General features: G+C 56.1%; 25 protein-coding genes and 4 pseudogenes. 18 read left to right on the top strand and 11 right to left on the bottom strand.

Going from position 1 to position 23816, the window contains the following annotated elements:
- Positions 1-110: 110 nt before the first annotated feature.
- Positions 111-314, bottom strand: coding sequence for a hypothetical protein (locus tag AC6H34_RS34505; protein ID WP_497542139.1), 204 nt, complete (start codon positions 312-314; stop codon positions 111-113).
- A 366-nt stretch (positions 315-680) separates the two neighbouring features.
- On the opposite strand from AC6H34_RS34505, the pseudogene AC6H34_RS34500 reads away from it, so the two are divergent.
- Positions 681-994, top strand: a pseudogene (locus AC6H34_RS34500) (co-chaperone GroES).
- Positions 995-1044: 50 nt separating this feature from the next.
- Positions 1045-2667 carry a chaperonin GroEL gene (gene groL, locus AC6H34_RS34495; protein ID WP_497542138.1) on the top strand — a complete coding sequence of 541 codons (1623 nt, stop codon included), beginning with the start codon at positions 1045-1047 and terminating at the stop codon, positions 2665-2667.
- Positions 2668-2895: 228 nt separating this feature from the next.
- Here the strand turns inward: groL and AC6H34_RS34490 are convergent, their stop codons facing one another.
- On the bottom strand, positions 2896-4254 hold the full coding sequence (locus AC6H34_RS34490; protein WP_497542137.1) for an IS110 family RNA-guided transposase: 1359 nt from the start codon (positions 4252-4254) through the stop codon (positions 2896-2898).
- Positions 4255-4473: 219 nt separating this feature from the next.
- Positions 4474-4716: pseudogene (locus AC6H34_RS34485) on the bottom strand (transposase); the annotation flags it as partial.
- Between the two features lie 1486 nt (positions 4717-6202).
- On the opposite strand from AC6H34_RS34485, the gene AC6H34_RS34480 reads away from it, so the two are divergent.
- Positions 6203-6484, top strand: coding sequence for a hypothetical protein (locus AC6H34_RS34480; protein ID WP_497542136.1), 282 nt, complete (start codon positions 6203-6205; stop codon positions 6482-6484).
- Between the two features lie 259 nt (positions 6485-6743).
- A complete protein-coding gene (locus tag AC6H34_RS34475) occupies positions 6744-7052 on the top strand; it encodes a hypothetical protein (protein WP_497542135.1) in 309 nt (102 codons plus the stop codon).
- A 286-nt stretch (positions 7053-7338) separates the two neighbouring features.
- On the opposite strand, the gene AC6H34_RS34470 is transcribed toward AC6H34_RS34475, so the two are convergent.
- The 3 genes and pseudogenes from AC6H34_RS34470 to AC6H34_RS34460 form a co-directional block, all read right to left on the bottom strand.
- Entirely contained in the window at positions 7339-7635 is a 297-nt protein-coding gene (locus AC6H34_RS34470; RefSeq protein WP_497542134.1) for a hypothetical protein, read from the bottom strand.
- A pseudogene (locus AC6H34_RS34465) lies at positions 7635-7802 on the bottom strand (transposase domain-containing protein); the annotation flags it as partial. The gene AC6H34_RS34470 and the pseudogene AC6H34_RS34465, both read right to left, overlap by 1 nt.
- Before the next feature lie 465 nt (positions 7803-8267).
- On the bottom strand, positions 8268-8468 hold the full coding sequence (locus AC6H34_RS34460; protein ID WP_497542133.1) for a cold-shock protein: 201 nt from the start codon (positions 8466-8468) through the stop codon (positions 8268-8270).
- 1430 nt (positions 8469-9898) lie between these two features.
- On the opposite strand from AC6H34_RS34460, the gene AC6H34_RS34455 reads away from it, so the two are divergent.
- The 4 genes from AC6H34_RS34455 (at position 9899) to AC6H34_RS34440 (ending at position 12252) form a co-directional block, all read left to right on the top strand.
- Positions 9899-10162, top strand: a complete 264-nt coding sequence (locus AC6H34_RS34455) for a hypothetical protein (RefSeq protein WP_497542132.1) — start codon at positions 9899-9901, stop codon at positions 10160-10162.
- Between the two features lie 452 nt (positions 10163-10614).
- Entirely contained in the window at positions 10615-10839 is a 225-nt protein-coding gene (locus tag AC6H34_RS34450) for a hypothetical protein (RefSeq protein WP_497542131.1), read from the top strand.
- Positions 10840-11160: 321 nt separating this feature from the next.
- Positions 11161-11430, top strand: coding sequence for a DUF1488 family protein (locus AC6H34_RS34445; protein WP_497542130.1), 270 nt, complete (start codon positions 11161-11163; stop codon positions 11428-11430).
- A gap of 9 nt (positions 11431-11439) precedes the next feature.
- Positions 11440-12252, top strand: a complete 813-nt coding sequence (locus AC6H34_RS34440) for a transglutaminase-like domain-containing protein (protein ID WP_497542201.1) — start codon at positions 11440-11442, stop codon at positions 12250-12252.
- 790 nt (positions 12253-13042) lie between these two features.
- On the opposite strand, the gene AC6H34_RS34435 is transcribed toward AC6H34_RS34440, so the two are convergent.
- Positions 13043-13414, bottom strand: a complete 372-nt coding sequence (locus tag AC6H34_RS34435; protein WP_497542129.1) for a hypothetical protein — start codon at positions 13412-13414, stop codon at positions 13043-13045.
- Positions 13415-13851: 437 nt separating this feature from the next.
- Here AC6H34_RS34435 and AC6H34_RS34430 point away from each other — a divergent pair, with 437 nt between their 5' ends.
- The 5 genes from AC6H34_RS34430 to AC6H34_RS34410 all read left to right on the top strand — a co-directional run bounded on the left by AC6H34_RS34430 (position 13852) and on the right by AC6H34_RS34410 (position 19043).
- Positions 13852-13989, top strand: a complete 138-nt coding sequence (locus AC6H34_RS34430) for a hypothetical protein (protein WP_497542128.1) — start codon at positions 13852-13854, stop codon at positions 13987-13989.
- Between the two features lie 113 nt (positions 13990-14102).
- A complete protein-coding gene (locus tag AC6H34_RS34425) occupies positions 14103-15050 on the top strand; it encodes a class I mannose-6-phosphate isomerase (RefSeq protein WP_497542127.1) in 948 nt (315 codons plus the stop codon).
- Positions 15047-17344, top strand: coding sequence for a glycosyltransferase family 4 protein (locus AC6H34_RS34420; protein ID WP_497542126.1), 2298 nt, complete (start codon positions 15047-15049; stop codon positions 17342-17344). The genes AC6H34_RS34425 and AC6H34_RS34420 overlap by 4 nt, the downstream gene beginning before the upstream one ends.
- Before the next feature lie 63 nt (positions 17345-17407).
- On the top strand, positions 17408-18748 hold the full coding sequence (locus AC6H34_RS34415; protein ID WP_497542125.1) for a glycoside hydrolase family 130 protein: 1341 nt from the start codon (positions 17408-17410) through the stop codon (positions 18746-18748).
- A 40-nt stretch (positions 18749-18788) separates the two neighbouring features.
- On the top strand, positions 18789-19043 hold the full coding sequence (locus AC6H34_RS34410; protein ID WP_497542124.1) for a hypothetical protein: 255 nt from the start codon (positions 18789-18791) through the stop codon (positions 19041-19043).
- 247 nt (positions 19044-19290) lie between these two features.
- On the opposite strand, the gene AC6H34_RS34405 is transcribed toward AC6H34_RS34410, so the two are convergent.
- The 3 genes from AC6H34_RS34405 to AC6H34_RS34395 form a co-directional block, all read right to left on the bottom strand.
- The gene (locus tag AC6H34_RS34405; RefSeq protein ID WP_497542123.1) at positions 19291-19707 is read right to left on the bottom strand and encodes a Ros/MucR family transcriptional regulator; all 417 of its coding nucleotides are present in this window, start codon (positions 19705-19707) and stop codon (positions 19291-19293) included.
- Positions 19708-19824: 117 nt separating this feature from the next.
- Complete coding sequence (locus tag AC6H34_RS34400) at positions 19825-20055, bottom strand: hypothetical protein (protein WP_497542122.1); 231 nt, start codon at positions 20053-20055, stop codon at positions 19825-19827.
- 185 nt (positions 20056-20240) lie between these two features.
- A complete protein-coding gene (locus AC6H34_RS34395; RefSeq protein ID WP_497542204.1) occupies positions 20241-20474 on the bottom strand; it encodes a winged helix DNA-binding protein in 234 nt (77 codons plus the stop codon).
- On the opposite strand from AC6H34_RS34395, the pseudogene AC6H34_RS34390 reads away from it, so the two are divergent.
- From AC6H34_RS34390 to AC6H34_RS34370, 5 genes and pseudogenes are all read left to right on the top strand, one after another.
- A pseudogene (locus tag AC6H34_RS34390) lies at positions 20434-20705 on the top strand (phosphate ABC transporter substrate-binding protein PstS); the annotation flags it as partial. The gene AC6H34_RS34395 and the pseudogene AC6H34_RS34390 overlap by 41 nt on opposite strands.
- 82 nt (positions 20706-20787) lie before the next feature.
- Complete coding sequence (locus AC6H34_RS34385; protein WP_497542121.1) at positions 20788-21327, top strand: hypothetical protein; 540 nt, start codon at positions 20788-20790, stop codon at positions 21325-21327.
- Positions 21328-21375: 48 nt separating this feature from the next.
- A complete protein-coding gene (locus AC6H34_RS34380; protein WP_497542120.1) occupies positions 21376-21621 on the top strand; it encodes an AbrB/MazE/SpoVT family DNA-binding domain-containing protein in 246 nt (81 codons plus the stop codon).
- On the top strand, positions 21614-21961 hold the full coding sequence (locus AC6H34_RS34375) for a type II toxin-antitoxin system PemK/MazF family toxin (protein ID WP_497542119.1): 348 nt from the start codon (positions 21614-21616) through the stop codon (positions 21959-21961). Before AC6H34_RS34380 ends, AC6H34_RS34375 begins: the two co-directional genes overlap by 8 nt.
- Before the next feature lie 28 nt (positions 21962-21989).
- Positions 21990-22193, top strand: a complete 204-nt coding sequence (locus AC6H34_RS34370) for a hypothetical protein (protein WP_497542118.1) — start codon at positions 21990-21992, stop codon at positions 22191-22193.
- Between the two features lie 150 nt (positions 22194-22343).
- On the opposite strand, the gene AC6H34_RS34365 is transcribed toward AC6H34_RS34370, so the two are convergent.
- Positions 22344-23084, bottom strand: coding sequence for an outer membrane protein (locus AC6H34_RS34365; RefSeq protein WP_497542117.1), 741 nt, complete (start codon positions 23082-23084; stop codon positions 22344-22346).
- Positions 23085-23816: the final 732 nt, after the last annotated feature.

Raw genomic sequence — 23816 nt, 5'->3', positions numbered from 1 at the left:
CTGGAAAGTGGATCGGGAAGCACCCGTGGAGCCACCTTCATTTTCCCAAATTGCGATGGCGTTCGCAGGTTCGCCGTCTAGCGAAGGGGAGGTAGCCGGACGAACCAGTATCATTTCGCTTGATCCATACTGTGGAGCAGATGCTCACCAGCAACTCGCTCGTGAATCTCAATGCTGCGCTTGATACGGTACTGCGGTTCGGGCCAAGTCTCGGGCAAGAGACGGATTACCTCGTAGCCAGTGCCATTCGCCATATCACGATGCTCGCTCCGTAGTGAGACATGCTCGCCGAGCCTGAATTTATGCTGTTTCATCTGGCTTATCCTGACGCGTTCAACGCTGTTTGCCTAACAGTAAATGCTAGACAAGAAACCAAATTCTCAAATTCTTCGAACAAGGAATTGGTTGAAAGTGAATTGTGGAACCCGCATTTCGCAGAAATAGAAAATTATTGCTACAATTGCGGCATAGTACTCCTTTTATATTGAAATTGCTATAATTTTAAAAAAAGATAATCATTTTAATTTAATGATCGAAAATTATGTGATCTGAATGTTGATTCTCAGAATTTCCGTAATATTTTTCTCAATTACTTTTGGCACTCGTGGCGCATGAGTGCCAAAGGGTATATAAAGGTGGGATGGCGCGCCGCTGCGCGCCCAGCCCGAAAGGGGCACCCAATGACTTTCCGACCTCTACACGACCGGGTCGCCATCAGGCGGCTCGAAGGCAAAGATAGATCCAAAGGTGGGATCATCATTCCCGACACCGTGAAAGAGAAGCCTCAGGAGGGCGAAGTGATCGCCGTCGGCCCGGGGCGCGCGACGAGAGCGGTAAACTCATTCCCGTCGATCTCAAGCCCGGCGATATCGTCCTCTTCGGCAAATGGTCGGGTACCGAAATCAAGATCGACGGTCTGGATCTCCTCATCATGAAGGAGGGCGATGTCATGGGCATCGTCGGCGAGGCGAAGATTGCGGTTAAAGCGGCCTGATCCACCGCCTCCGCCGCCCCTCCATTCACAGAATTTACCGGAGTTCCACCATGCCCGCTAAAGACGTCAAGTTTTCCACCGATGCACGTGACCGGATGTTGCGCGGCGTCGAGATCCTCAACAATGCCGTTAAGGTGACGCTCGGCCCCAAGGGACGCAATGTCATCATCGAGCGCTCTTTTGGTGCGCCCCGCATCACCAAGGACGGCGTTACTGTCGCCAAGGAAATCGAGCTGGTCGACAAGTTCGAGAATATGGGCGCCCAGATGGTGCGCGAAGTCGCTTCGAAGACCAATGACCTAGCCGGTGATGGCACCACTACCGCGACGGTACTCGCTACCTCGATCTTTCGTGAAGGCGCCAAGTTCGTCGCAGCGGGCATGAACCCGATGGACCTCAAGCGCGGTGTCGATATTGCCGTGCTTGCCGTGGTCAAGGATATCGAGGCGCGGGCCAAGAAGGTACGGTCCTCCGAAGAGATCGCCCAGGTTGGTACCATTGCCGCCAACGGCGATGCCTCGATCGGCGCGATGATTGCCGAGGCGATGAAGAAGGTCGGCAATGAAGGCGTCGTGACGGTCGAGGAGGCCAAGAGCGCTGAAACCGAACTCGATGTCGTCGAGGGCATGCAGTTCGATCGCGGCTACCTCTCGCCCTACTTCATTACCAATGCCGAGAAGATGTCGGTTGAACTGGAGGACGTCTACCTCCTGATCCACGAGAAAAAGCTTACAGGCTTGCAAGCTCTCCTCCCGCTGCTCGAAGCGGTGGTACAGAGCGGCAAGCCGCTTGTCATCATCTCCGAGGATGTCGAAGGCGAGGCGCTGGCGACTCTGGTCGTCAACAAGCTGCGCGGCGGCCTGAAGGTCGCGGCCGTGAAGGCTCCTGGCTTCGGTGATCGCCGCAAGGCCATGCTCGAGGATATCGCCACTCTGACGGCGGGACAGCTCATCTCCGACGAACTAGGCATCAAGTTGGAGAACGTCACGATAGACATGCTCGGCCGAGCCAAGCGCGTGCGCATCGACAAGGACGCGACGACCGTCATTGATGGTGCCGGCAAGAAGAAGGACATCGAGGCCCGCATCCAGCAGATCAAGGGGCAGATCGAAGAAGCGAGTTCCGATTACGACAAAGAGAAGCTGCAGGAACGCCTGGCCAAGCTGTCAGGCGGCGTGGCGGTCATCCGTGTCGGCGGTGCAACCGAAGTCGAGGTCAAGGAAAAGAAGGACCGCATTGAGGACGCGCTGAACGCCACACGCGCCGCGGTTCAGGAAGGCATCGTCCCCGGCGGCGGTGTGGCATTGTTGCGGGCCAAGGCGGCCCTGGCAAATGTCACCTCGGACAATCCCGATGTCCGGGCCGGCATTGCCATCATCATGCGGGCCCTGGAGGCGCCGATCCGGCAGATCGTTGAGAATTCCGGCGTCGAAGGGTCGACTGTGGTGGGCAAGCTGCTGGAAGCGAACAATCCCAATGCCGGTTTCGATGCCCAGACCGAGCTCTATGTCGACATGATTGAAGCGGGCATCATCGATCCCGCCAAGGTGGTGCGAACCGCCTTGCAGGATGCAGGTTCCGTGGCGGCCCTGATGATCACCACCGAGGCGATGATTGTGACGGCGAAATCGGATGGCGCCGGCGTCACGCCCAATGGCGGGATGGGATATTGAAGATGGCCCATGTGGAGATAATAAAAGTGGAGGAACGCGTGAACGGCCGACTTCTGTTTAACGTTCGGGTTCCTTTGACTACAGGCAGGATGGAACTTCCAATCGCGATCAAAGATCAGGGATCATCTGCCCTGAACGAAGCCGCGGTTCTTCGATCCACGCTTGACTTCGCAGAGGAACTGGCGGCGTCGGTTCGCCCCCCGGACAAGGGGTAGCTGTAGTGGCTTCCTAAGAAACACACCCGGCAGTAGTTGGAGCTAAGGAGTATCCGAGCGTCTTGGCACGACGCTGAAGATTGGCGAGCACACGACTGCGATGCCGCTCGTCATAGGCTGCGGCGCCAGGATCGTGATAGATCACGCCGGACCGCAGCGTATTGTAAAAGAGCACCGCGATCTTGCGAGCAGTCGCGGTGACCGCCTTCTGCTTGCCGATCCGTGCTGCGAGACGTCGGTAGAATGCACCGAGAGCCGTGTCGCTTCGCCCAATCGTGACGGCCGCCAACCGCAGCAGTGCCGCTGCCCGACTGGAAGATCGCCGCGTGCGTGATGAGAGCAGCTTGCCCCCTGAGATTTTGTTGCCCGGCGCGAGGCAAAGCCAGGATGTAAAGTGCTTTGCGCTCGGCCAGGCCTGCAAATCCGAGCCACATTCCCCGATCAGCTTGAGCACCAAAGAAGAGCCGAGACCATGGATTTGAGTCAGGTCAACGCCGAGAACACCGTAAAGTGCTGCTCGAACATCGAAGGACGGCGCATTCACCTGCTTGGTCTTCGTCCTTATCTTCGGTAGGGCTGGCAGCTGACCTTCCGCACGGACCGTCAGGTCCGAGATGGCCTCCTCCAGCTTGCGGTCACATTCCAGCATCTTCTCCTGGTAGAAGTCGTATAGCTGCAAGGATTGGGTCAGGGCGAAGACATGCTCGCCACGATCATTGCCTACCAACGATGCCCGGATGGTCTCGATCGAGGAGTGGCAGCGGACATCGCGGAGTGACGCCAACACATCCGGATCGCGCTCCCCCTCCACGATGGCCCGGATGATTCGCATGCCTGTTGCACCGGTGATGTCCGAGACGACGTGATGAAGTTGCAGGTTCATCTCCATCAGCGCCTTCTGCATGTGCTGGATATGAGCGGCAGCGTATTCCACCAACCGCTCGCGTTGCCGCAGGTAAGCTCGCAGGGTCGCAATCTCCGCCGCTGGCCTGAAGCTCCCTCTGAGCAAGCCGTAAGAGTGAAGCTGCCGGAGCCACCCTGCATCGCTGACATCGGTCTTTCGGCCCGGCACGTTCTTGGCATATCGGGCATTCACGAGGATCACCTCGAAGCCATGCTGTTCGAGGATCTCGAAGGCGGGAATCCAATAGACGCCGGTGGATTCCATTGCGACGCTGGTCACTCCGCAAGATTGGAACCACTCGGCCAGACTATGCAGATCTTGCGTGAAGGTGCCGAATGCGCGCACTGGCATGTCGTCACTGTGCGGGCTCACTGCGGCCATATGCATGGTCGAACCGATATCGACCGCGGCAGCTCCGGGGTTGAACATCTTCAGACCCGCTCTATTACCGGTGTCGGTCTTCATCATAGTATCTCCTCCGTTCAGGTCGGAGGGGCTGGGCCATGCAAGTCCGTCATCTTCCTAACCGGGATCACCGCGGAAACGGCGTCGCCATTCTCAAGTGCGCATAGGCCCATGTGCCACGTTTTTTAACGGGGTCAGACGCCACCAATAAGCCATCGGCAACTCCCCTCCGCCTGCGAGAGTAGCAGGTGTTTTTACCGCGCACAGGCGGGCTGCGGCCCAGCGACGGTTTTTTAAGATGTCGCGCTCCTCGATGACGCGCGCCAGTTCCTTCTTCAGACGACGTATCTCTGCCGCCTGATCCCCATCGCTTCCTGATGGCTTCGAGAACTTCTTCTTCCACGCGTAGAGCGAGTGTTGGCTCACGCCCAGCCGCTGCGACACCTCCGCAACCGGATAGCCGCGCTCCGTGATCTGCGCGACAGCATCGCGCTTGAACTCGTCACTGAAATTGCCAGACCCCATCATGGCCTCCTTGCCTCAAAATTAGAGAAGAAGGCGTCCACAAATCTAGGGGCTATTCAGTATACGTCCACCCTGGCGTCATCCCGCGTTCTATAGACCGTGCGCGCTGTCTGGTCTGTGTTGCCAGTTACCGCGGCGAGGAGATGGTTGGCATAAGGGCTCCTCCATCGGTGAGGGAGGATTTTCGTGCTTCTCGTAGAGTCCTCAAGCTCTCAAGAATAAACTTTGAGCCTTCCTCCGAATTTGCGACAACCTTAGTTTGAATCAACTCATCAATCGCATCAAATATTACCGCGATGATGGGCATATCTGGGCTAATACTTTCGTAGATGTAGCCACGCAATCCAGTCATCATTCTACCTCGACCCTTCTATGCAGAATATAACACTACGCCTTTCAGCAGACTTTTGGAACCTAAGTCGCTGCAACTCTCACACGTCCACCCCAGCAATCTCCCGGTCGAATGGGAATGTTGGGCCCCGATTCTTGTAACTGGATCCTCATGCCCGACGGGTAAGGCGATCTCACGCAAACCGGTCTGTTGGAGCCTGCAGATCGCCCGCCACCGACTGGAAGCATTGTAGGCGGACTGAATATCGTCTGGACATTCCCCCCAAGCGGGCCGAGATTGCCCTAGTGGCTTTCTCACTGCAAACCGCCCTAGGCCCATCGAAAAAAAGCCATAGGGTCGGGATGTCCGGTGAGTAGCCTCGCGGCGGTCGGGGTATTCAGCCCCTTAGCCGGAAGCGTGATGCCTCGGCTTGAACTCCCAGCGCGGGCGCATGGCCTGCTGCCGGTGGTAACATACGGATCGAAGTTAGTGTGGGCCGTTCCTCGCACGAGAATAGCTTCCGGCCTCCCGAGGTTGTCCCGTGGGGAGCGTTCGCGCGCACCGTTCCCAGCATTACTCACGGCTCCCGAGAAATATTTCGCACTGCCACGATTTAAATAGGAGAACTGGCAAAAAAGTGTTATTCTTTATAGAACTCGTTGACAATTCAAAACAATTTCGAATTGAGATCTATATCATAGGAACGACAATTATCATTTCAACGATATAAATTTAAACCTATGAAATAGGCCTATAGATTCTTATTGAAGCTTCATGTGCGTTCGTAGAACGGCTTTATTTCATTAGGTTCCGTAAGCATTGGACGGTTTTTCAAGGTCCTTCCTAGCGGACGTGGGCGTTGGATCAAACGTCGAAGGAACTTTCGTCCACGCGAACCCATACGCTAGGGAAAGTTGGGATGGACTTCCGCGCCTACATCACTATCGCGACGATAGTCGCAGCAGTATTCGCACTAGGGTACTCAGCGAATACACTCCGGCAAGCAGCGGCGGAGCAGGTGAGTGTGAAGCTGGAAGGCACCCATTGATCCGTCAGGGCGCGCCAGCCTTGACTCAAGTAGACTGCCACAAAATGACGCGAGAGTTCCGATGGGTTCTCGATCGCGAATTCATATTCGATGAAATGAGAGAGACGATGCCATTCATCATCATTTATACTGACCGCCAGGGGAGAAGAAACCGGGCAGAGGGCCGGAGTTATGAGTTCTCCTCGCAGGCGCGGCAGGCAGTGCTGGCTATTGTAAAGGCTTACAGGCAACCCTTTGGATATGAGCGAGCGGGCGACGCCTGGTACGTCTATCAGCCCATTGGTCCTCCAATCGTCTTTCACATCGAGGAAACGGCCGCAGGCATATCGTCGATCTCGCTGTCACGGAGCCAGCCATCGATAGCGGCAAACCTTCCACGGGAGAGCTGAAATCAGGACTCAAGACCACGGCAAGCCAGGCGATTAGGGAGCGAGGTACGCGGCCTTGGATGCGGCGGCCAAGGCAATCATCCCCACAGAGACGTCAGAAAGGCAGGAGAAGATAGTGAGATTACGAACATTCCGCTAGGCGACGGTATCTGGCAACCCGATCGGTCCATACGTTACAGGAAAATACCGCGTGAAACGCTAGACGAGAAGAGCAACGTCTCAGCGCATAGCATAACTAGTCACTTGGAGAGACAGGCAGTTGAAAATCTTATTTACCCGCCATGAAGCGTTGGAGATGAATGTATTGCTTATCGAAGGTCTGCGCGCCGCGCGGCGCCTCCGTGCTGCCACCTTGGAATCGATCGACAATCTCAGCCCTGAACAGAGATTGTTAAATCTGGCTAGACTGACGCTCTCTCGGGGCGAAATTGAGCTATCTCCGGAACTGAGACAGCAGCTAACTTACTTGCTGGATCTGGGTTGGAGAACGCTGGGCGATATGCGTTTAGATGACACGCCCGAGCGCGATGGTGCGCTATACAGCGCACTGCGTACGAAGTTCGCATAGAGCTTTGAGCCGGCGCTTATCCGCTAAATGCTAAGAGCCTCTGAAAATTGATCCCGCCAGGAGAAACTAAGCCGGCTTCCTGATGGTGATGACCGGCTCCAATTGCGCAAGCAGGAGAAATGCTCCTGTCGATACGGTTGGGGGCTCAGAGCGCCAGACGATGGTGGTCCCACAAATACATCATCCACCAAGGGCCGCTGGAGTCCCGGCACCCCCGCCAGATCTCGAGCTCTTGGGGGTCTAGAGAGACGACAGAGAGGAGCGTCGGATCGTAACCGACCGATTGTTACCGCGGATATTTTGCTTTGATACGCGCGATGAGTGCTTCGTCGTCGACAAAGCTGTTGAGGAAGTCGTTCCATTCCTGAGTTGAGCGGCGCGCGTAGGAGAGCATCTGTTCCAGTTCCTCCATGCCGTCATCTGTCAGCGCGGTAATGGCTTCGTCCTCACCGCTATAGACACTGATTATGCTGCCGTAGGTCAGATTATCATCGTTGGAGACTATTGCCTGGAGAAGCTCCGGATCCTCGCCGAGGATTTCAGCGACATATTTGATCGTGCGGACATGAGTGATTGTTGCCATCAGGCAGCCTCGGCGCGGATGGTGGCGACAGGTGACCAGTTCCAGGGAAGCAACTCATCGAGGCGATTGATCTTGTGATCATGGATGCGGTCGAGCACATCGGCCAGATAAGCCTGGGGATCCAGGCCATTCAACTTGGCCGTCTCGATGATCGTCATGGCACGCGCGTCACGCGCGGCAACCGCATGTGAGGTTGATCAGGCTCGCTTCCGAGCCGCGTCTCGTCGAAGGGCTCAGACCTTGGATGCGCAACTCCAGGATATCGCCAATGGTACTTTTGAATACCCCCTTGACCTAACAATCGTCATGTGAGGTCTCATTACAGGTCAGCCCGGCTGGAACCGGCCGGGGGCCACACGATCCATCGCTGGCTCTGGCCGGAATTCCATCACACTACTTCGTCTCTTTCGTCACCACCAATCCGCTCGGCAACCAGTCGCCTTCCCTGAGCGCCCAGAGCATCATCATGGCTTCCTCGCGATAGCTCTCCCACATGGGGCGACCATCCATCTTGAGGTTTTCAGAGTGGCCGTGGAATTGGCAAAGGGCACGACAGATGCGCTCAATCGGATCGACGTTGCGGTTCCTTAGCATCAATCCACTTTCCTAGGTTTTCCGGCATCTCGCCATGCTTAGGCAGATTGATGTGGTGCGTTGCCGCTTCGCCGATCAAGTATCACTTCGTAACTGACCCCCTGTCCATCTCTGAGTTCGTTCATTCCGCTGCGCTCTATCGCTCTGAGATGGACGAAGACATCCGGGCTGCCATCATCGGGTTGAATGAAGCCGAAGCTCTTTAGCGAACTAAACGATTTGATGGTGCCGATGCTCATGCCGGGCCTTTCAAAACAGGCTCTCTCTCGCTCTCGCCATGAAGCGGCGAACGCGGAGGGATCGGGCCAATTTTCGGGAATGCACTCTTGCGAGATGTGGCTTGGCCATAGAAGAGTCGGAGGCCAAGAATGAGAATTCAATGTGGACGCTGTACGAGGACGCGTCAAGCCAGCTGTAATTTCGCCAGATAAAAAATAATTTTACACCCCTTCGATTAAAATAGGAGAGTCAGCAAAAAAGTGTTATTGATGATAGAAATCATCACAATTCAAGATTATTTTGGATTGTGATTTATACTTTTATTTCTATAATACTAATTCAATCTATGAGATAGGTCTGTATTTCGTGATTAAGTTCTCATATAAGTTCGTAGAGCGTTTTTTTCGTTGGGGCCTTGGGCATCGGATGTCTTTTCAAGGTTCCTATTGGCGCTCGTGAACTTTGGAACGAACACCGAGGGGACTTTCGTCCAGGCTACCTAATCTGCCTGGGTGGATGAAGCAAATAAGACTCTGTCAATATTCGCTCATGTTCCGATACTCCGACGGGAAGGCCCATGTATGGCAAGTTTCAATATTCTCAAGGTTGAGGAGCGCCCGGGCGGGCAGCTTCTCTTCAACGTTCGGGTACATTCGGCTGTCGGTAGGATGGAACTGCCCATTGTCGTAAATGATCAGGGATCGGTAAGCCTGAACGAAGCCGCCGTCGTTCGAGCCCTGTCCAGCTTTGCTGAAGAACTAGCCGCGTCGCTCTGGCCGCGCACAAGTGGATCAACGTCGCCAGCCCAGAGAGCAATGGGCATTGGCTGAGCACGCCTCGGACGGGCTACTTGATTTGACTTTTCAGACAATCGTCCGCATTCCGCGACGAGCTAAGACGAATAGATTGGCAGCACTGTCGCCGTCACAAATATATCGGTATGCCCTGCATATGTCACCGTTGAAGGTAACCTTGTACCAGTAGTGGCTGATGGCTAATTGCGCTCTCGGTGGACGATTTCGCCTGGTGACGACGACCCCACGAGGCTATTTCTGCAACGCCCTAGCACAAATAAAACTAGCGAAAAATGAGCGGCATTATGATGTATTAGGCTATAATATCATTCCGTATAAATTCAAATTAAATAGAGATTCCCTCCAAAATTCCATTTATTCGAAAAAATAACATGCTTTTTATCTCATACATAACTATAATTTGTCTCCTTGTTTTTGCTTTGATTCAGGCGCATACTTATGTATCATTAATCTGGCTTGTGCCGCTACCGCCTTTTGGGGCTCAGGCCAGTTGAAGTGGCGGACGAGTCCGTGGAAGCTCTCGAAATTGGGCTCTGCCACTAAGTCCGGATAGGCTGGCAACTCGGCGAACGTTCTGGTTTGAACCAGCATTACCCACAACGCGATCATTGTGTCGCCTACGGAGACCCGCAGCCATGGCCAGCCGGACCACTCAGACTATCGTTAGCTTTTCGCACGCCTTCCTGCTGCCCGATTTCGATAAGCCGCAATCAGCCGGGAACTACCGCGTCGATTACGACGAGGAGTCTATCGAAGGTATTTCCCGTCTGGCATGGCTTCGCACCGCCTCCTTTATTCACTTACCTGCAATCGATGCAAAGATGTCGACACATCAGATGGTGCCGATCAATCCGGCGGTCCTCGACGCCGTGATTGAGAAGGACAGAAGAATACCGTGAGTCCTCCAGATTATTCCCAGTTCTCGCCCAATGCTTCCTTCTCCGCCAGTACATCTTTATGCCGTAGCACAGGTGGTTCGACTAAGGGCCACTTTCATGCCATGGTATGCTGAACCACCGGCATCCCCATATTGACGCCAAAAGGGAAGATTCACGCGGTACCGGAACAACGATAGACAACGTTTTCTTAGAGGTAACGACGCGGGACGAGCTCGAAACCTTGAACCATCGATTGGCAACGAAGACTCTACTCTTATTGAGGGCACCTTGGGTTATGGCTAAAGGACAGAGGCGCAGTAATCGCAAAGTCAGAAAACCGAAGCCGCAATCCCCCGCTCTCAAGCCTGCAGGCAGCCGCACCAATCAGAGCCAGCTTGTGGCCTATACAAACACCAAACGTATCAATGACAAATAATAATGGTCGTGAAGTCTTGTAAAATCCGGGGGCGACGATGACGATCGTCATTCAGTTCTATCGTATACGTGAAACAGATAACGCCCATGCTGTTATTGGCCAAGAAATTGCGGACGCCACAGATCTAGATGGCGCAATCGAAGCGGCAGGGCGGCTTAGCCGGACTCTCAACATGCCGCAGCGTCCGGACGCAGTGTCCATCGTCGACAGCGATGGGCACGAGCTCTATTCCCGTAAGTTAGACCCAGGCGCAGGCCTCTGAATCAAAGGACATCGCCATGGACTTGCTCCCTATCGAATTCGAGCAACACGCGTTCGCCCTTGGCGCCTGGGATAATGACGATGGTGCGTCCGCCTCTGGCACGGATGATCATCAGTATGGCAAATGGATCGAGCGTGACCGATTCTGGGCCCTCTGTAACGTATCCTCAGGGACAACGGCCGACGTGGATGGCCGCACAATGACAGGTCTCACCTGGTCGGAGCCGACGGATACGATGCTGTCGCTCAGCCTACAACCCACGGAGTGCCAAAATAGGTCGCCATCGCCTGCATTACGGGCGCTCGAAGTAGCGTGCCAACCATGACGCTGGCTTTTCCCAATACGAGCCGAAGTTTCGACCAGGTGCGAAACGCTGTGCGGTTTTTTGGCTATGATGGCATGTTCGAGATCCAATTCTTCGTCGAGGCCGCGGCGCTGGCCACGCATCGGGCACAAGGAACGCCGTTGTCGGAAGCGGAATGTCTTTCCGCATTCGATGCGATGCGTCCCAACATCTATGACGTTGCTGGCGGGGTGTATTCGAGCCATCATCGAAATTTGAACATCCTGACCCCCTCTGACTTCCGATAGATCGTGACGATGCTAATCCGCTATGGCTATGAAATCACCTTGACCTTCGCACGACCGACGGCGTTGGTGTGTCTGCTGTCTGTCCACGAAGATCGTGCGGCGGATATCAGGATTCCCGAGACGACCTTCACAACGCCTGCCGTTCCTATATCCGCCTACCGGGATCTTTTCGGGAACCAGTGCCGGCGGCTCGTCGCCCCGGCGGGCGACGTCATGATCTGGGGCGACGCCACGATCGAAGACGACGGCAAATTGGACCCCGTGCTGACCCAAGCGCACGAAACTCCCGTAGCGGATCTGCCGGATGAGTGCCTAGGTTACCTCATGGGCAGCCGCTATTGCGAGACGGATCGTCTGAGTCAGATCGCGTGGGACACGTTCGGATCGCTCCCGCCTGGCTGGGGCCGGGTGCAGGCGATTTGCGACTTCGTGCATGCCCACATCCGCTTCGACTACATGCAAGCGCGCGCAACTCGCACGGCCTACGAAGCCTTTCACGAACAAGTTGGCGTCTGTCGCGATTTCGCGCATCTGGCTGTCACCTTCTGCCGTTGCCTCAATATCCCGGCCCGCTACGTGAATGGCCATCTAGGTGACATCGGCGTGCCCGTCGTTGACCCCATGGATTTCAGCGCTTGGATCGAAGTTTTCCTCGATGGCACCTGGCATACTTTTGATCCTCGCAATAATGTGCCGAGGATTGGTAGAATAGTCGTCGCACGCGGGCGCGACGCCGCAGATGTCCCTCTCATCAATTCATTCGGCCCTCACGCGCTGAAATCCTTTCGAGTATGGACTTACGAGGTATCGCCATCGCTATAGAAAGAAAATTCTGTTGATATACGGATGTTAAATTAAAATTAATGGACAATATTCTTGATCGTTGAGCGCACTAAAAATCATTCTACCAGGCGTTTCTTATGAATCGAGGGCCGTACTTAACGTGGACGTTGATCTAGCGTGAGCGTTAACCGGGCGCTGAGAGTGCACGCTTTCGGATCGTTCCTGGAGCGAATAGCAGGATGCCAGATGAAAATAGCGGGTATTTGTGTCGCTTGACGAAGACCAGGAGGCCCCAGCACCGTCACTGACGTCGCTGAACTCCAGACGATACCGCCAAGCTCAGTATATTCCGTTTTGTGTTATTGCGAGGACTGCTACGGCTATCCGTAAACTATGCAGATCGGCGGCTCGGATGCGATCACAATAACTGGTAAAGGGAAGGCGGACGCCATCGGTCACGAGTGATGTACCTTTGGAGAAGGTCCTTTGAATATCCCCGCATCGTAGGCATGATCTGCTATGGTTGTTTCCCCGATGTGAATGAATGCCTCGGGCGTACAGCCAAAGGCCATACAGCATGACAGTTTCACCCGAGGAGTTCCCAATGGAGTTTTGGGGCCCGGCACTTGATGCCATATTGGCAGCGGCCGATGCAGGCAGCTCCGATATCGAGCGTCAGCTCGCATTTGAGAGAGGCGATTTAGATGCGGCAGAAATCCTTTGTCAGAAGGTTCGAGTGGCTCGCGGCAGGACTCGGAGGGCTCTCTATAGCTTGATCAGGGGTAAAGACGGCACTTGGTACCAATGAAGCCATGGAAAGCAGCTGAACCTAACCTGACGAAATATTTCGCTCGCGAGGCGGCCTCTGGCCGAGGAGGGTTCGCATCCGCCGGGCAAGCCCGCCAGCAGGATATGGCTTTGCGAGGAAATCGGTAATAACCTCCTCAGACTCGATTAACAGTCCCGGCTGGGCAGTGCTTACAAGAATTTTCATCGCCGGATGATGGCTTGCTGCATAGCGGATAAGAGCTAGCCCACCGGCGACATGCTCTTCATCAATATCGGCGACCATCGCGTCGAAATCGCTACGGCCACGCAGAATCCGCACGGCCTCGGCGACACTTTCACTCTCGATAATGTCATAACCTTCATCGAGCAGGTCGTTAGCACCTCTCAAGCGGGCAGCAGGTTCGCGTTCCACCAATAAGATCAAGAAGCACGGCGCCAATGGCAGCACGGCTCCAGAGGAGCGTCGGCCACGATGATTAGCCTCGGCTCGGGATGCTCGGCGGGTCATATAAGAAGCCAATCCTGATAACTGATGGGTACGCCGCTTTGGCACACATCGTTCGTCCAAAGGCACCGAAATCATATAATAATTACATAAAATTACCTAGAAATACGTCAAATATTCCTAGCTTTATGCTATTATAATTTAAATATTTTAGCACCTTTAAATTCGGCAATTCGTAATTACTTTTATTTAAGCACTGATAATATTAGTACAATTTCGATTATTTTGGCGTGGGTTTTCATGCATGAGTGGCACTTCGGCTGGTTGTAACCACAGAAGAGCTGCAGATCTGCGAAGATCGTGGAGCGTCCTGTTTCTGAGGGCGACAGACAAAGGAGAGCGGCATGAGCAAGGGAAAGAAGCGCAGTAATCGGGAAATCCGCAAACCGAAGACTGCGAAGCTGGCGGCTTCTGCGGTGCAGCCGCGCTTGGAACAAGGTTTGCCGAGCCCCGTCAGCACCATTCCAAAGAAAAAGGGGTAGCGCACCCTGGGGGTGAAGCTGTCCTATTTGAACGAACTCAACCATCGGGATCAGCGCGTCAGGAGCAATCCTCGCTTTGGATGACATCCGCTGGTGCAAACCAGGAGATCACAATGGCAATCGAACAGGCGAGCATGCGCGTCGTGCGCAAGCCATGGGGAAGTACGGATCTGCTGCCCTGGAGTAATATTCAGGACGATAACGGCCCTATCGGAGAACTGTGGTGCCAACGAGTCGGTCTTCACTCGATCGAACCGGCGCTGCTGCTCAAGCTGATCTTCACCACTCAGCCGCTTTCCATCCAGGTACATCCTAACGATGGCTTTGCGCGATCCATCGGCCTCGCCCATGGCAAAACCGAAGCCTGGTACATTTTATCGGCTGCCGCGGACGCCTGCGTGGCTCTCGGCCTAACGCGCCATCTTGACGCCACACAACTAAGGACGTCGATCGAAGATGGCTCGATATCGCAGTTGGTGCGATGGCATAGCGTTCAGAAGGATGACGTCATCTTCGTTCCAGCGGGTACGATCCACGCCATCGGCCCGAACATCGTTCTGGCGGAGATCCAGCAGAGAAGCGACTCCACATTTCGCCTCTTCGACTATGGGCGCCGGCGCAGCCTCGATGTGGACGATGCGGTTGCCGCCTCCAGCCGGGAGGATCCGGAGCCACAGCCCATCGCCGACAGCCTGTCGGATGCCAGGACGCTTCTGATTGCCAGTTCCTATTTCATCCTCGAGCGAATCGATCTTGCTGCGAACGCCCATTGGGGCCTGAAGGTCGACAGCGAGACCTGGTTGCTGGTGCTCGATGGCCATGCGCTGATCGGCCCAATGAGCGCCGCCATCGGCCGGGCCTTCTACCTCGATACGGGTACCGCTCGTATCGAGGTCGGCCCGGATGGTCTGATCGGCCTTCTGGCCTACTCAGGCAATCGCCCGGCCGAGAACCTGCTGATCCAGCTCGATCTTGCCCCTGCGAACAAGCCGAGCTGCGATTTTCCCCGCCCTTCGATCTTTCCCCGAGCGGCCTCACAAAAGATGGAAGCGCGCCTATGACCTCATTGAACCGTTTGGCCTTTATCGGCAATTCACTGCCTCGCCATTGCGGCATTGCTACCTTCACGACCGATTTGCAGCAGGCGGTGGCCACTTTGCGTACGGACATCCAGACTTCGGTTGTGCCAATGACCGATCACGGCCAGCATTATGCCTATCCCTCCAGCGTCCAGCTTCAGATTCACGACGACAGGTTGGAGGACTACATCGAAGCCGCCGACTTCCTGAACGGCGGCCGGGTCGATGCCGTTAGCCTCCAGCATGAGTTCGGCATTTTCGGAGGCGAGGCCGGCGGCCACATTATGGCCTTGCTTTCCCGTCTGACCATGCCGACCGTAACCACGCTTCACACAATCCTGGCCAAGCCGACGTGCGAGCAACGCAGCGTCCTGGTCAACGTGGTCGACGCCTCCTCCAAGGTTATCGTGATGGCCGAGAAAGGGCGCGAGCTCTTGAGTCAGATCTACAAGGTCGCAGACGAAAAAATCGAGGTCATTCCGCACGGAATTCCCGACTTTGCCTTCGTCAAACCCGATCTTGCCAAGGCCAAGCTCGGTTTCGACGGCAAGGCTGTAATCCTGACCTTCGGCCTGCTTTCACCCAACAAGGGCATCGAGACCATGATTGATGCCATGCCTTCCATCCTAGAGAGCCGGCCAGACGCAGTTTATGTGGTTCTTGGCGCCACCCACCCCAACCTCGTGCGCACCGATGGGGAAGCCTATCGCGAAAGCCTGATGGAACGGGCGCGCTATTTGGGCGTCGACGATCGCGTGGTATTCCTCGACCAGTTCGTCGACAAGCCCACGCTCCTTTCTTTCATTGCCATGTGCGATGTCTATGTCACGCCCTACCTCAACGAGGCGCAGATGACGTCGGGTACGCTGGCCTATAGCTTCGGGCTCGGCAAGGCAGTCGTATCGACCCCCTATTGGCACGCTCAGGAACTGCTTGCCGATGGCCGTGGCATCCTCGTGCCATTTGGCGATTCGCGGGCCATCGGCAGCGCCGTCGGAGGCCTTCTCACCAACGAGACCCAGCGCCAGGCAATGCGCAAGCGAGCTTATGCCAGCAGTCGATCTATGACATGGGAGCAAACCGCCGAACGCTATCTAGTCACGATCGAGCAGGCGATTGGTGGGAGCCGGATCAGGGCCGCCTATAAGACGCGCACGCAAATCGACCACCACCGTTTCGCCCGCGACGCCACCGCTTCACCGCCTATGGAACTCGCCCATTTCCTGTCCATGTGCGACGATACGGGACTTTTCCAGCACGCAATCCATTGCGTGCCCGACCGGGACCACGGCTATTGCATCGATGACAATGCCCGCGCCCTTCTCCTTGCCTGTTCATTGAACAGCCTTGGTGAACTGCGCCTTTCAGATGCAATGACCACTCGCTTCGCTGCATTCGTCCAGCATGCCTGGAATCCCGACACCAAACGCTTTCGCAACTTCATGAGTTTTGATCGCCGTTGGCTCGAGAATTGCGGTTCGGAAGACAGCCATGGCCGAACTCTCTGGTCTCTAGGCAAATGCATGCGTAATGACGCAAATCCCTCGCGGCGGCAGTGGGCAGCATCTTTATTCGAGCAGGCGCTCGCAGCTGCTGAGAGTTTCACCTCACCCCGTGCCTGGGCCTTCACGCTGTTGGGCCTCGATGATTTCTGCGCCGTTGTTAGCGAGAACGCTGCGGCCTCGCGTCTACGCATCGTGCTCGCGGACCGATTGCTCTCGCTGCTGTCGACAGTGGAAACACCCAATTGGGTCTGGTTCGAGGAGGGACTTTCCTACGACAATGCCCGCCTCTCGCAAGCTATGATCCTGACTGGCGATACCCTCCGAAATCCCGCCTATGTCGAAGCGGGGCTACGCTCCCTGCGCTGGCTAACACAATTGCAGATCAGCCCCACCGGCCATTTCCGGCCGGTTGGCACCAGGGGGTTCGGCGAGATTCGTAAGCTGCCCCATGCCTTCGACCAGCAGCCGGTGGAAGCAACGGCCATGATCTCGGCCTGTCTCTCCGCTTGGCGAGCGACCAACGACGTCATCTGGCAGGCCGATGCGACCCGGACATTTGCTTGGTTCCTTGGCAGCAACGACTTGGGAGTGCCGCTGGCCGATCCGCAAAGCGGCAGTTGCCGTGACGGACTTCATCCAGATCGCGCCAATGAAAACAGGGGGGGCGAGTCGGTCCTTTCCTATCTGAGCAGCCTTGCGGAAATTCGCCAGATGGCTCGTGAGGGCAGGGTTTCGGCAAAACTCAAGCCCGTGCAGGCACTTCATGCCTGAGGTCGCCTCGGCTTAAAATTTCTACCTAAGTCGGGTTCAGGCGAGAGCATTGGAATAATGGCCATGAATAAGCTCTCTGATCCGCACAAGCCGGTTGGGGACCAGCCGCGCTGGCGTTCGCTCTTTGAGCCCCAGGATGTTCATCTGCACCCGGATCCTGGCAGAGTGATTGTGCGTCAGTTCAGGCCTGCTACCGAGCCGAGAGATCTCAGTCCGGTCGACAAGACGCGGGCGAACCACATCGTCGATCGTGTCTTGGCGCTCACGCCCGCGGAGATTGAACACGAGTTGACCGACGTTCTTGCAAACTTCCAGTCACGGCATCGTAGTCTTTTGGCCTCAATGGAGACGCGAGCCGATGAAATGGAGGCGGCCCTTGCATCGCATATCACCTTCACCGGAGCACAGCGTCTGCTGGTAGGCGCTTATTTTTTGAATGAGTACTCCTTTGAAGCGTCTGCTTTGTTCAATCCGAGCATCGTCCTCGACCCCAACCAATCGGGCGCGCCGGAGGGAGGATGCCGCTTCATTCTCAGCTTGCGTGCCGTAGGTGAGGGACATATTTCTTCACTTACCTTTCGTTCCGGCACCGTTACGGCCGACAGTACCGTAACGGTCCAGCCCGCAGCGCGCCTCGCATCGCTTCCAAAGGTACAGAGCAGGATGTCGGGGCCGGCCGGTGAAGAGGTGATTGTCGTCTTCGATCCGGCCGATGAAATTAGCGAAAGGGTTATCTTTCCGGTTACTTTGGCACAGTCCCACGGTATCGAGGACGCTCGCTTCGTTCGGTTCGAAGACGGCTCCCAAAATAAATTCTATGCCACCTACACCGCCTATGATGGTCGGTCGATACGTTCAGAGTTGATTGAGACGACGGATTTCGTGTCGTTTCGAATGACGCCGCTGGGAGGAGCAGCCGCTCGTAACAAGGGCATGGCCTTGTTTCCCCGCAAGATCGATGGCCGCTATGCCATGATCGGGCGACAGGACAATGAAAACCTCTATCTGATCTATTCCGACGACCTCCACTCCTGGGATGGCGGCGTTGCCATTTTAAGGCCCCGCAATGCTTGGGAGTTTGTGCAGATAGGTAATTGCGGTTCACCAATCGAGCTCGATGAGGGTTGGCTCCTGCTGACCCATGGCGTTGGCCCGATCCGGAAATACTCCATCGGAGCTGTTCTTCTGGACAAGCACGATCCGGCAAAAATCCTGGGAAGGTCAAGCGACCCATTGATACGGCCCCAGCCCTCCGAACGCGAAGGCTACGTCCCGAATGTTGTCTATACGTGCGGAGCGATGCGGCAGGGGAGCAAGATTATTTTGCCGTACGCCGTGTCCGACACCTTCTGTCGTATTTCAACGATCGACATCGCAGATTTGGTGTCGCGGTTGAGACTGTAGATCTTCTTTTCCGGGCCCAAGAAAAGGAAGAAACGCGCTGTTGGACAAGGAAGTGATCCTCGTGGAGGGCTTTGGCATCACGGCGAGCGAGCTGGTGCCCCTCGGTACGGTCGCCATCATCCTCAAGGGTGGGGAGGTGAAAGTAGTGCCGGCCGAACATCTGCGTGCAACTGTCGAGCAGTTGGGCAGCGATAAGGTGGAGGGAGTCTCGATGGCTCCGTCGGAATTCGAGAAGGTACGGCTTGTCCTCGAACGCCGGGAAAAACAGAAAGCCGGTAAAGACGAGGACAGCTGACCCGTCCGGCGGGCCCCACTGCCCCTTGGCTGGAGGGCGCTGCAAGCCGCTCCAGCGCTAGCAAGAATGAGGGGAAGGCGATCCGGCAGTACGCGTTACAAGTCATCGGCCGGATCGCGCTCGTCCTTGCGAACCAGGTAATAGTCGTCCCGAAAGGTTACGATTGGGTGAGTGCGTCCGAGGGAAGCCTGGTGCTGGCAGCACAATCCTGCATCCCTCCCAATCCCCGGCGTCCGTGCCGGTGGGGTTACTTCCTGGGACGCTTGCGCTGAGCTCCCCCCTTGCCAAGCCCCATCGTCTTGGCGAGTTCAGAGCGCTGGCGGGCATAGTTTGGCGCCACCATCGGATAGTCATCCGACAAGCCCCACTTCTCGCGATAGTCTGCCGGTGTCATGCCATATTGGGAGCTGAGATGGCGCTTGAGCGACTTGTACTTCTTGCCGTCCTCGAGCGAGATGAGGAAGTCGGGTGTGATGGACTTCCTGATCGGCACGGCTGGTTCGGGCCTGGCAGGCTCGACGGCTGCCGTCTGGGGGCGCGTGAGGCGATCGAGCGCCTGGTGTGTATCGGCGATCAGCTGCGCCAGACCACTCGCCGGCACCGAATTGTTGGAGACATAGGCGGAGACGATATCGGCCGTCAGGTCCGTGATGGGATTGTTCAAGGGGTGTCCTTCTTCATATATAGAGCGAAATCCAGACGAGGAGAAAGGCGCACGAATTGGGGCGCTTTCAGGGAGAGCTGCAGCAAATCCGCCATTCTCTGCTGACAATCGGCAGCCTCAATGCCTGACAGGCTCGCGGTTGTCCCGCTCGGCCTCGATGGCGGCGATGGCAACGCGCAATTGGACCAGCACCGTGTTGGCGAGAGGCACGTGAACCAAGGCGCCATCCTCAAGCTCGAACGTCGCCACAACGAAGTCTCTCTCGTCGTCATCGTACCGGATCTCGCGAAGCTTCGTCACGAGTGGTGTGGCAAAGGGACCTTCGCCCTCCTCGAACACATCAGTCACGTCATCTTCCATAGCCCCCTCCCCTGGCATCAATCGGCGCTGCTAAGGCATGGCTGTCAAGCCGATGAGCCGGCTCCTCCTCCGCCCAAGGGATCGCTACTTCAGTGGTAGGACCGGGACAGGGGCTGGGCCCCCTCCACCCACTCGGCCATCTTGTTCCAACTACCGGTATGGGACAGCGGGCGTCAGGCTTCGAGTGCATCGATATTGGCGAGCGCCCGGCGCAGAAGTGAGACCAGCGTGTCGACTTCCTCGCACGACAACCCGCTGGTCATGTCGGCGTTGCCCTGGCGCAATATGGCCCGGCCTGCCGGCAGTCGCTCAACCGCCTTCTTGGTCAGGGAAACAAGACTTGAGCGCTTATCCCGCGGGTCGGGCTTCCAGGCTGCCGCGGCCAGTGCCGACTGGTCCAATGCCAAGGATTTCAATCTCGTTATGACGAATTCGCCGGGCGATGCCGCCTATCCGATAACCGCCACTGTGTTCGTCATCAGGTATAAGCAACCAAAGGACGGCGCCCGCAACCAGTCGGCCTTGAATTTATTCAAGTGGTCCCTGGAGTCGGCAAGGAGCAGGCGGACAAGCTCGACTATGTCCCGCTGCCCGATTCGCTGGTCAAGCAGATCGAAGCCTATTGGGCCGGCAACATCAAGCTAACGCAGTGCCGTCGACTTCCCCGGAGGTGCCAGCCTCCGGGGAACTCCATTCCCCCTCGTGCAACGGGAACGAGCCATGGCTGACGCAACCGCAGTTGAACAGCTTTCCGCCGGAGGGCCGTCGTCGGCCGCCAACTGGGACGCCTTTTCGGACAAGCTCTTTCGGCGCCTGGTCATGGCTGCCTCTATCGTCGTGCTTCTCTCCCTCAGCGCAGCCGCGCTGTCGATGCTCTGGGGCGGAAGCTTGGCCTTTTACACCCTTGGCTGGCCCTTCGTCGTCAGCACTGATTGGGATCCGGTAACCAGGCAGTTCGGCGCCCTGGTATCGATCTATGGAACCATCGTCAGCGCTCTTATCGCCATGATGATCGCTATGCCGATCAGTTTCGGCATCGCGCTCTACATCACGGAGATTGCCCCAGCCTGGATGCGTGGTCCGGTTGCCATGAGGATCGAGTTCCTCGCCGCAAAAGGTCGCCTTGTCGATTGCAGCCTGACGGAATGCCCAATGTGCCCTCATCCGGGTCTGCCATCCGTTGAGGTGACACCACCATCACACCTTCTGGTCGAGCTATGCTCACATTGGACGAGCAGTCCAGCGGAAAGGCTTGCATAGCGCTCACATAGGATATACAATGTATATCCTTTATTGGAGGCGAGGCACATGCAGGTCGTTATATCAAAATGGGGTAATTCCCTCGGGTTGAGGCTGCCCAGAGCGCTCATTCAGCAAATGGGGGTCAGCGAAGGGCAATCGGTCAGCGTAACAGCTGAAGGCAATAGGCTGATTGTTGAGGCTGCTGCCCCTCGCTATCGCCTGGAGGACATGCTGTCCAACGTGACGCCCGAGGCGATGCGTGCGGCGTTCCAATGGGATGCGGATGTGGGCAGAGAGGTCGTGGATGACTAACGTCACCTATGTGCCCAATGAAGGCGACCTTATCTGGACCGATTTCGACCCCAGAACGGGCCGGGAACAAGGCGGCAGAAGGCCGGCGCTGGTTTTATCGCCTGTTGCCTTTAGTCGAGCGGCTGGCTTTGCCATTGTTTGCCCGATCACCAGCACGATCCGCAACTTTGGCACCAGCGTAATTCTTCCGCCTGGACTGGCGGTGTCCGGCGAGATCCTGACCAGTCATGTCCGTAGCATCGATATCTTGGCTCGTCCCATTCGTCAGGCTGGCGGGACAGTGCCTGCCGCAACCCTGGCCGACGTGCGGGCAAAACTGAGCGCCTTGTGTGGGATGTGACGCATAGTCCAAGTGAGAAGGACAGCTCGTGTTGCAGGTCGTCCTTTCCGCAACGCCAAAAGGAAATGGCTACCAAGCCACTATCACTTATGCTTCGGGGACTGAAGTGAGCTCGGCAGAGAGTTACCCAACGGTCGCAGAGGCAATCGCGGCCGCTGCCCAAAAGCTACTTTCAATGCCTGAGCGTCTGGTCGAGCTGGATAACGAAGAAAATCGCAGGGCGCCTAAGTGAGGAGGACCAGCGCGGGGCGCTGGCCTTTGGACCGAATATCGAAATCCGCGATGCCGGCAGCCAACATGCCCTTGGCGAGACCGAAGCTGACGCCATCGCGGATAATGTGTCGAGCCAACACCAGCGCACCGGTGCTCACCCAACGGTAGATTAGAACTTGTAGCTCACGCCAACCAAAACAGAGTTGGTCTTGAGGGTAGTAGGAAGATGACCCGGGGCACCATTTGAGTCGGTGACCGCCATTTTGGCTTTTCCGTAGTCAGCGTACCGGTATTCGACGCGAGCAATGATATTGTCGGTGACCGCGTATTCCAGACCGGCCCCGACAGTCCAGCCCACCCGGGTGTCGCTCACGGATGCGGAGATACCCTGCGATGGGTTCTTGAGGTCCGTCTTGATGTCACCGAAAGCGAGGCCCCCCGTAACATAGGGGAGGAAGCGATCAAAGGCGTAACCCAGTCTCAGCCGCGCGGAACCGAACCACTGTTGCTTCACCTCGAAGCCAACAGGCAGGGCTGTGCCAGCAGGAAAGTCATTGCCATTCGCAATTACCGGATGGAAGGACGATTTTACACCTGAAGCGTTGATGTCGGCCTCGGCGCCCACGACAATATTCTGGTTGAATTGATAATTATACCCAGCGAAGCCGCCGCCGATAACACCCTTCGGATCGTTGGATGTCCCACCATAATCTCCGGCCGTGGCATCGACAGCCCTGGTCTTTGAGTCCCCCCAGGCGTAACCGACCTGGGCACCGACATAAAAGCCGGCCCAGGTGAATGGTATCGCAATCGGGGCGACCGGTTCGCTTGCCCGAGGCGTAAGATCGGCAGCCATTGCCACAGTTGAGGATAGCGCAACGGCAATAGTTCCCACAAACAATGTTTTCATGAATTTAAATCCCTTTGACCTAAAATATATACATCATCTTGCCCATATTTTGTGTGACATAAATACAACGTTAAAGTATAAATTCTATTTTTATATAAAATGATCTCATTTATCACAAAATGATCTTTAATATAAGACAACGCACCAACGACATTGACGTTGCAGGTTGGCCCGTGGTGTTTTCAATTGGACACTACAGCCTTTAATGCCCGAAAGAAGACTGCAGCCACAAAGCCCGGGGATCAATGTCGAGGCGCACGGCGTGCTTTGCAGTCCCGCCCGATCCGAACGCGAGTTCCTTGTTTGATGAGTCAGTTGAGATAAATTCGTCGAAGCTGGTCCGGGACAAGCAGAAGGTGGAAGCCGATCTGCAGAAGGCGCGGCAATGCATCGATCGGATAGCTGTCTTCTTCGATTGGCCGCGACAGTAGTTCGATCGGTGAGGGCTTGCGGTGGGAGCATACTGTTGCCCAACTGATTTCTGTAGCGGTCAATGAAAAGCGCGCGCCGGACCGAACTTCAGACGTGGATTGTCGCTGCTATGCAAGCGCACAGGCCGGACGGTCCGGACGGAGCCACAACGCAGCAGGTTCGGGACAGCATCTGGTTGAGCTTCGGCAAGCGGCAGTCACTCCGTCAGGTTGCACAGGGCATGCGCAAACTGGTGGCGAAGGGCGAGATGGTGCGTGAGACACGGGTATGCGGCGGCGTCCGGATTCTGCAAGCGCTGTC

Source organism: Labrys sp. ALF-8 (assembly GCF_059699065.1).
The sequence above is the reverse complement of the archived record's forward strand: the minus strand, read 5'-3'. Positions and strand labels throughout refer to the sequence as shown.

Coding starts and splice junctions, on each gene's coding strand:
- groL (WP_497542138.1), top strand. CDS start 1,045: ATGCCCGCTAAAGACGTCAAGTTTTCCACCGATGCACGTGACCGGATG.
- AC6H34_RS34505 (WP_497542139.1), bottom strand. CDS start 314: ATGAAACAGCATAAATTCAGGCTCGGCGAGCATGTCTCACTACGGAGC.
- AC6H34_RS34385 (WP_497542121.1), top strand. CDS start 20,788: ATGGCTGACGCAACCGCAGTTGAACAGCTTTCCGCCGGAGGGCCGTCG.
- AC6H34_RS34460 (WP_497542133.1), bottom strand. CDS start 8,468: ATGAGCATCGGCACCATCAAATCGTTTAGTTCGCTAAAGAGCTTCGGC.
- AC6H34_RS34440 (WP_497542201.1), top strand. CDS start 11,440: ATGCTAATCCGCTATGGCTATGAAATCACCTTGACCTTCGCACGACCG.
- AC6H34_RS34375 (WP_497542119.1), top strand. CDS start 21,614: ATGACTAACGTCACCTATGTGCCCAATGAAGGCGACCTTATCTGGACC.
- AC6H34_RS34420 (WP_497542126.1), top strand. CDS start 15,047: ATGACCTCATTGAACCGTTTGGCCTTTATCGGCAATTCACTGCCTCGC.
- AC6H34_RS34380 (WP_497542120.1), top strand. CDS start 21,376: ATGCAGGTCGTTATATCAAAATGGGGTAATTCCCTCGGGTTGAGGCTG.
- AC6H34_RS34445 (WP_497542130.1), top strand. CDS start 11,161: ATGACGCTGGCTTTTCCCAATACGAGCCGAAGTTTCGACCAGGTGCGA.
- AC6H34_RS34365 (WP_497542117.1), bottom strand. CDS start 23,084: ATGAAAACATTGTTTGTGGGAACTATTGCCGTTGCGCTATCCTCAACT.
- AC6H34_RS34415 (WP_497542125.1), top strand. CDS start 17,408: ATGAATAAGCTCTCTGATCCGCACAAGCCGGTTGGGGACCAGCCGCGC.
- AC6H34_RS34425 (WP_497542127.1), top strand. CDS start 14,103: ATGGCAATCGAACAGGCGAGCATGCGCGTCGTGCGCAAGCCATGGGGA.
- AC6H34_RS34430 (WP_497542128.1), top strand. CDS start 13,852: ATGAGCAAGGGAAAGAAGCGCAGTAATCGGGAAATCCGCAAACCGAAG.
- AC6H34_RS34450 (WP_497542131.1), top strand. CDS start 10,615: ATGACGATCGTCATTCAGTTCTATCGTATACGTGAAACAGATAACGCC.
- AC6H34_RS34490 (WP_497542137.1), bottom strand. CDS start 4,254: ATGATGAAGACCGACACCGGTAATAGAGCGGGTCTGAAGATGTTCAAC.
- AC6H34_RS34455 (WP_497542132.1), top strand. CDS start 9,899: ATGGCCAGCCGGACCACTCAGACTATCGTTAGCTTTTCGCACGCCTTC.
- AC6H34_RS34480 (WP_497542136.1), top strand. CDS start 6,203: ATGCCATTCATCATCATTTATACTGACCGCCAGGGGAGAAGAAACCGG.
- AC6H34_RS34470 (WP_497542134.1), bottom strand. CDS start 7,635: ATGGCAACAATCACTCATGTCCGCACGATCAAATATGTCGCTGAAATC.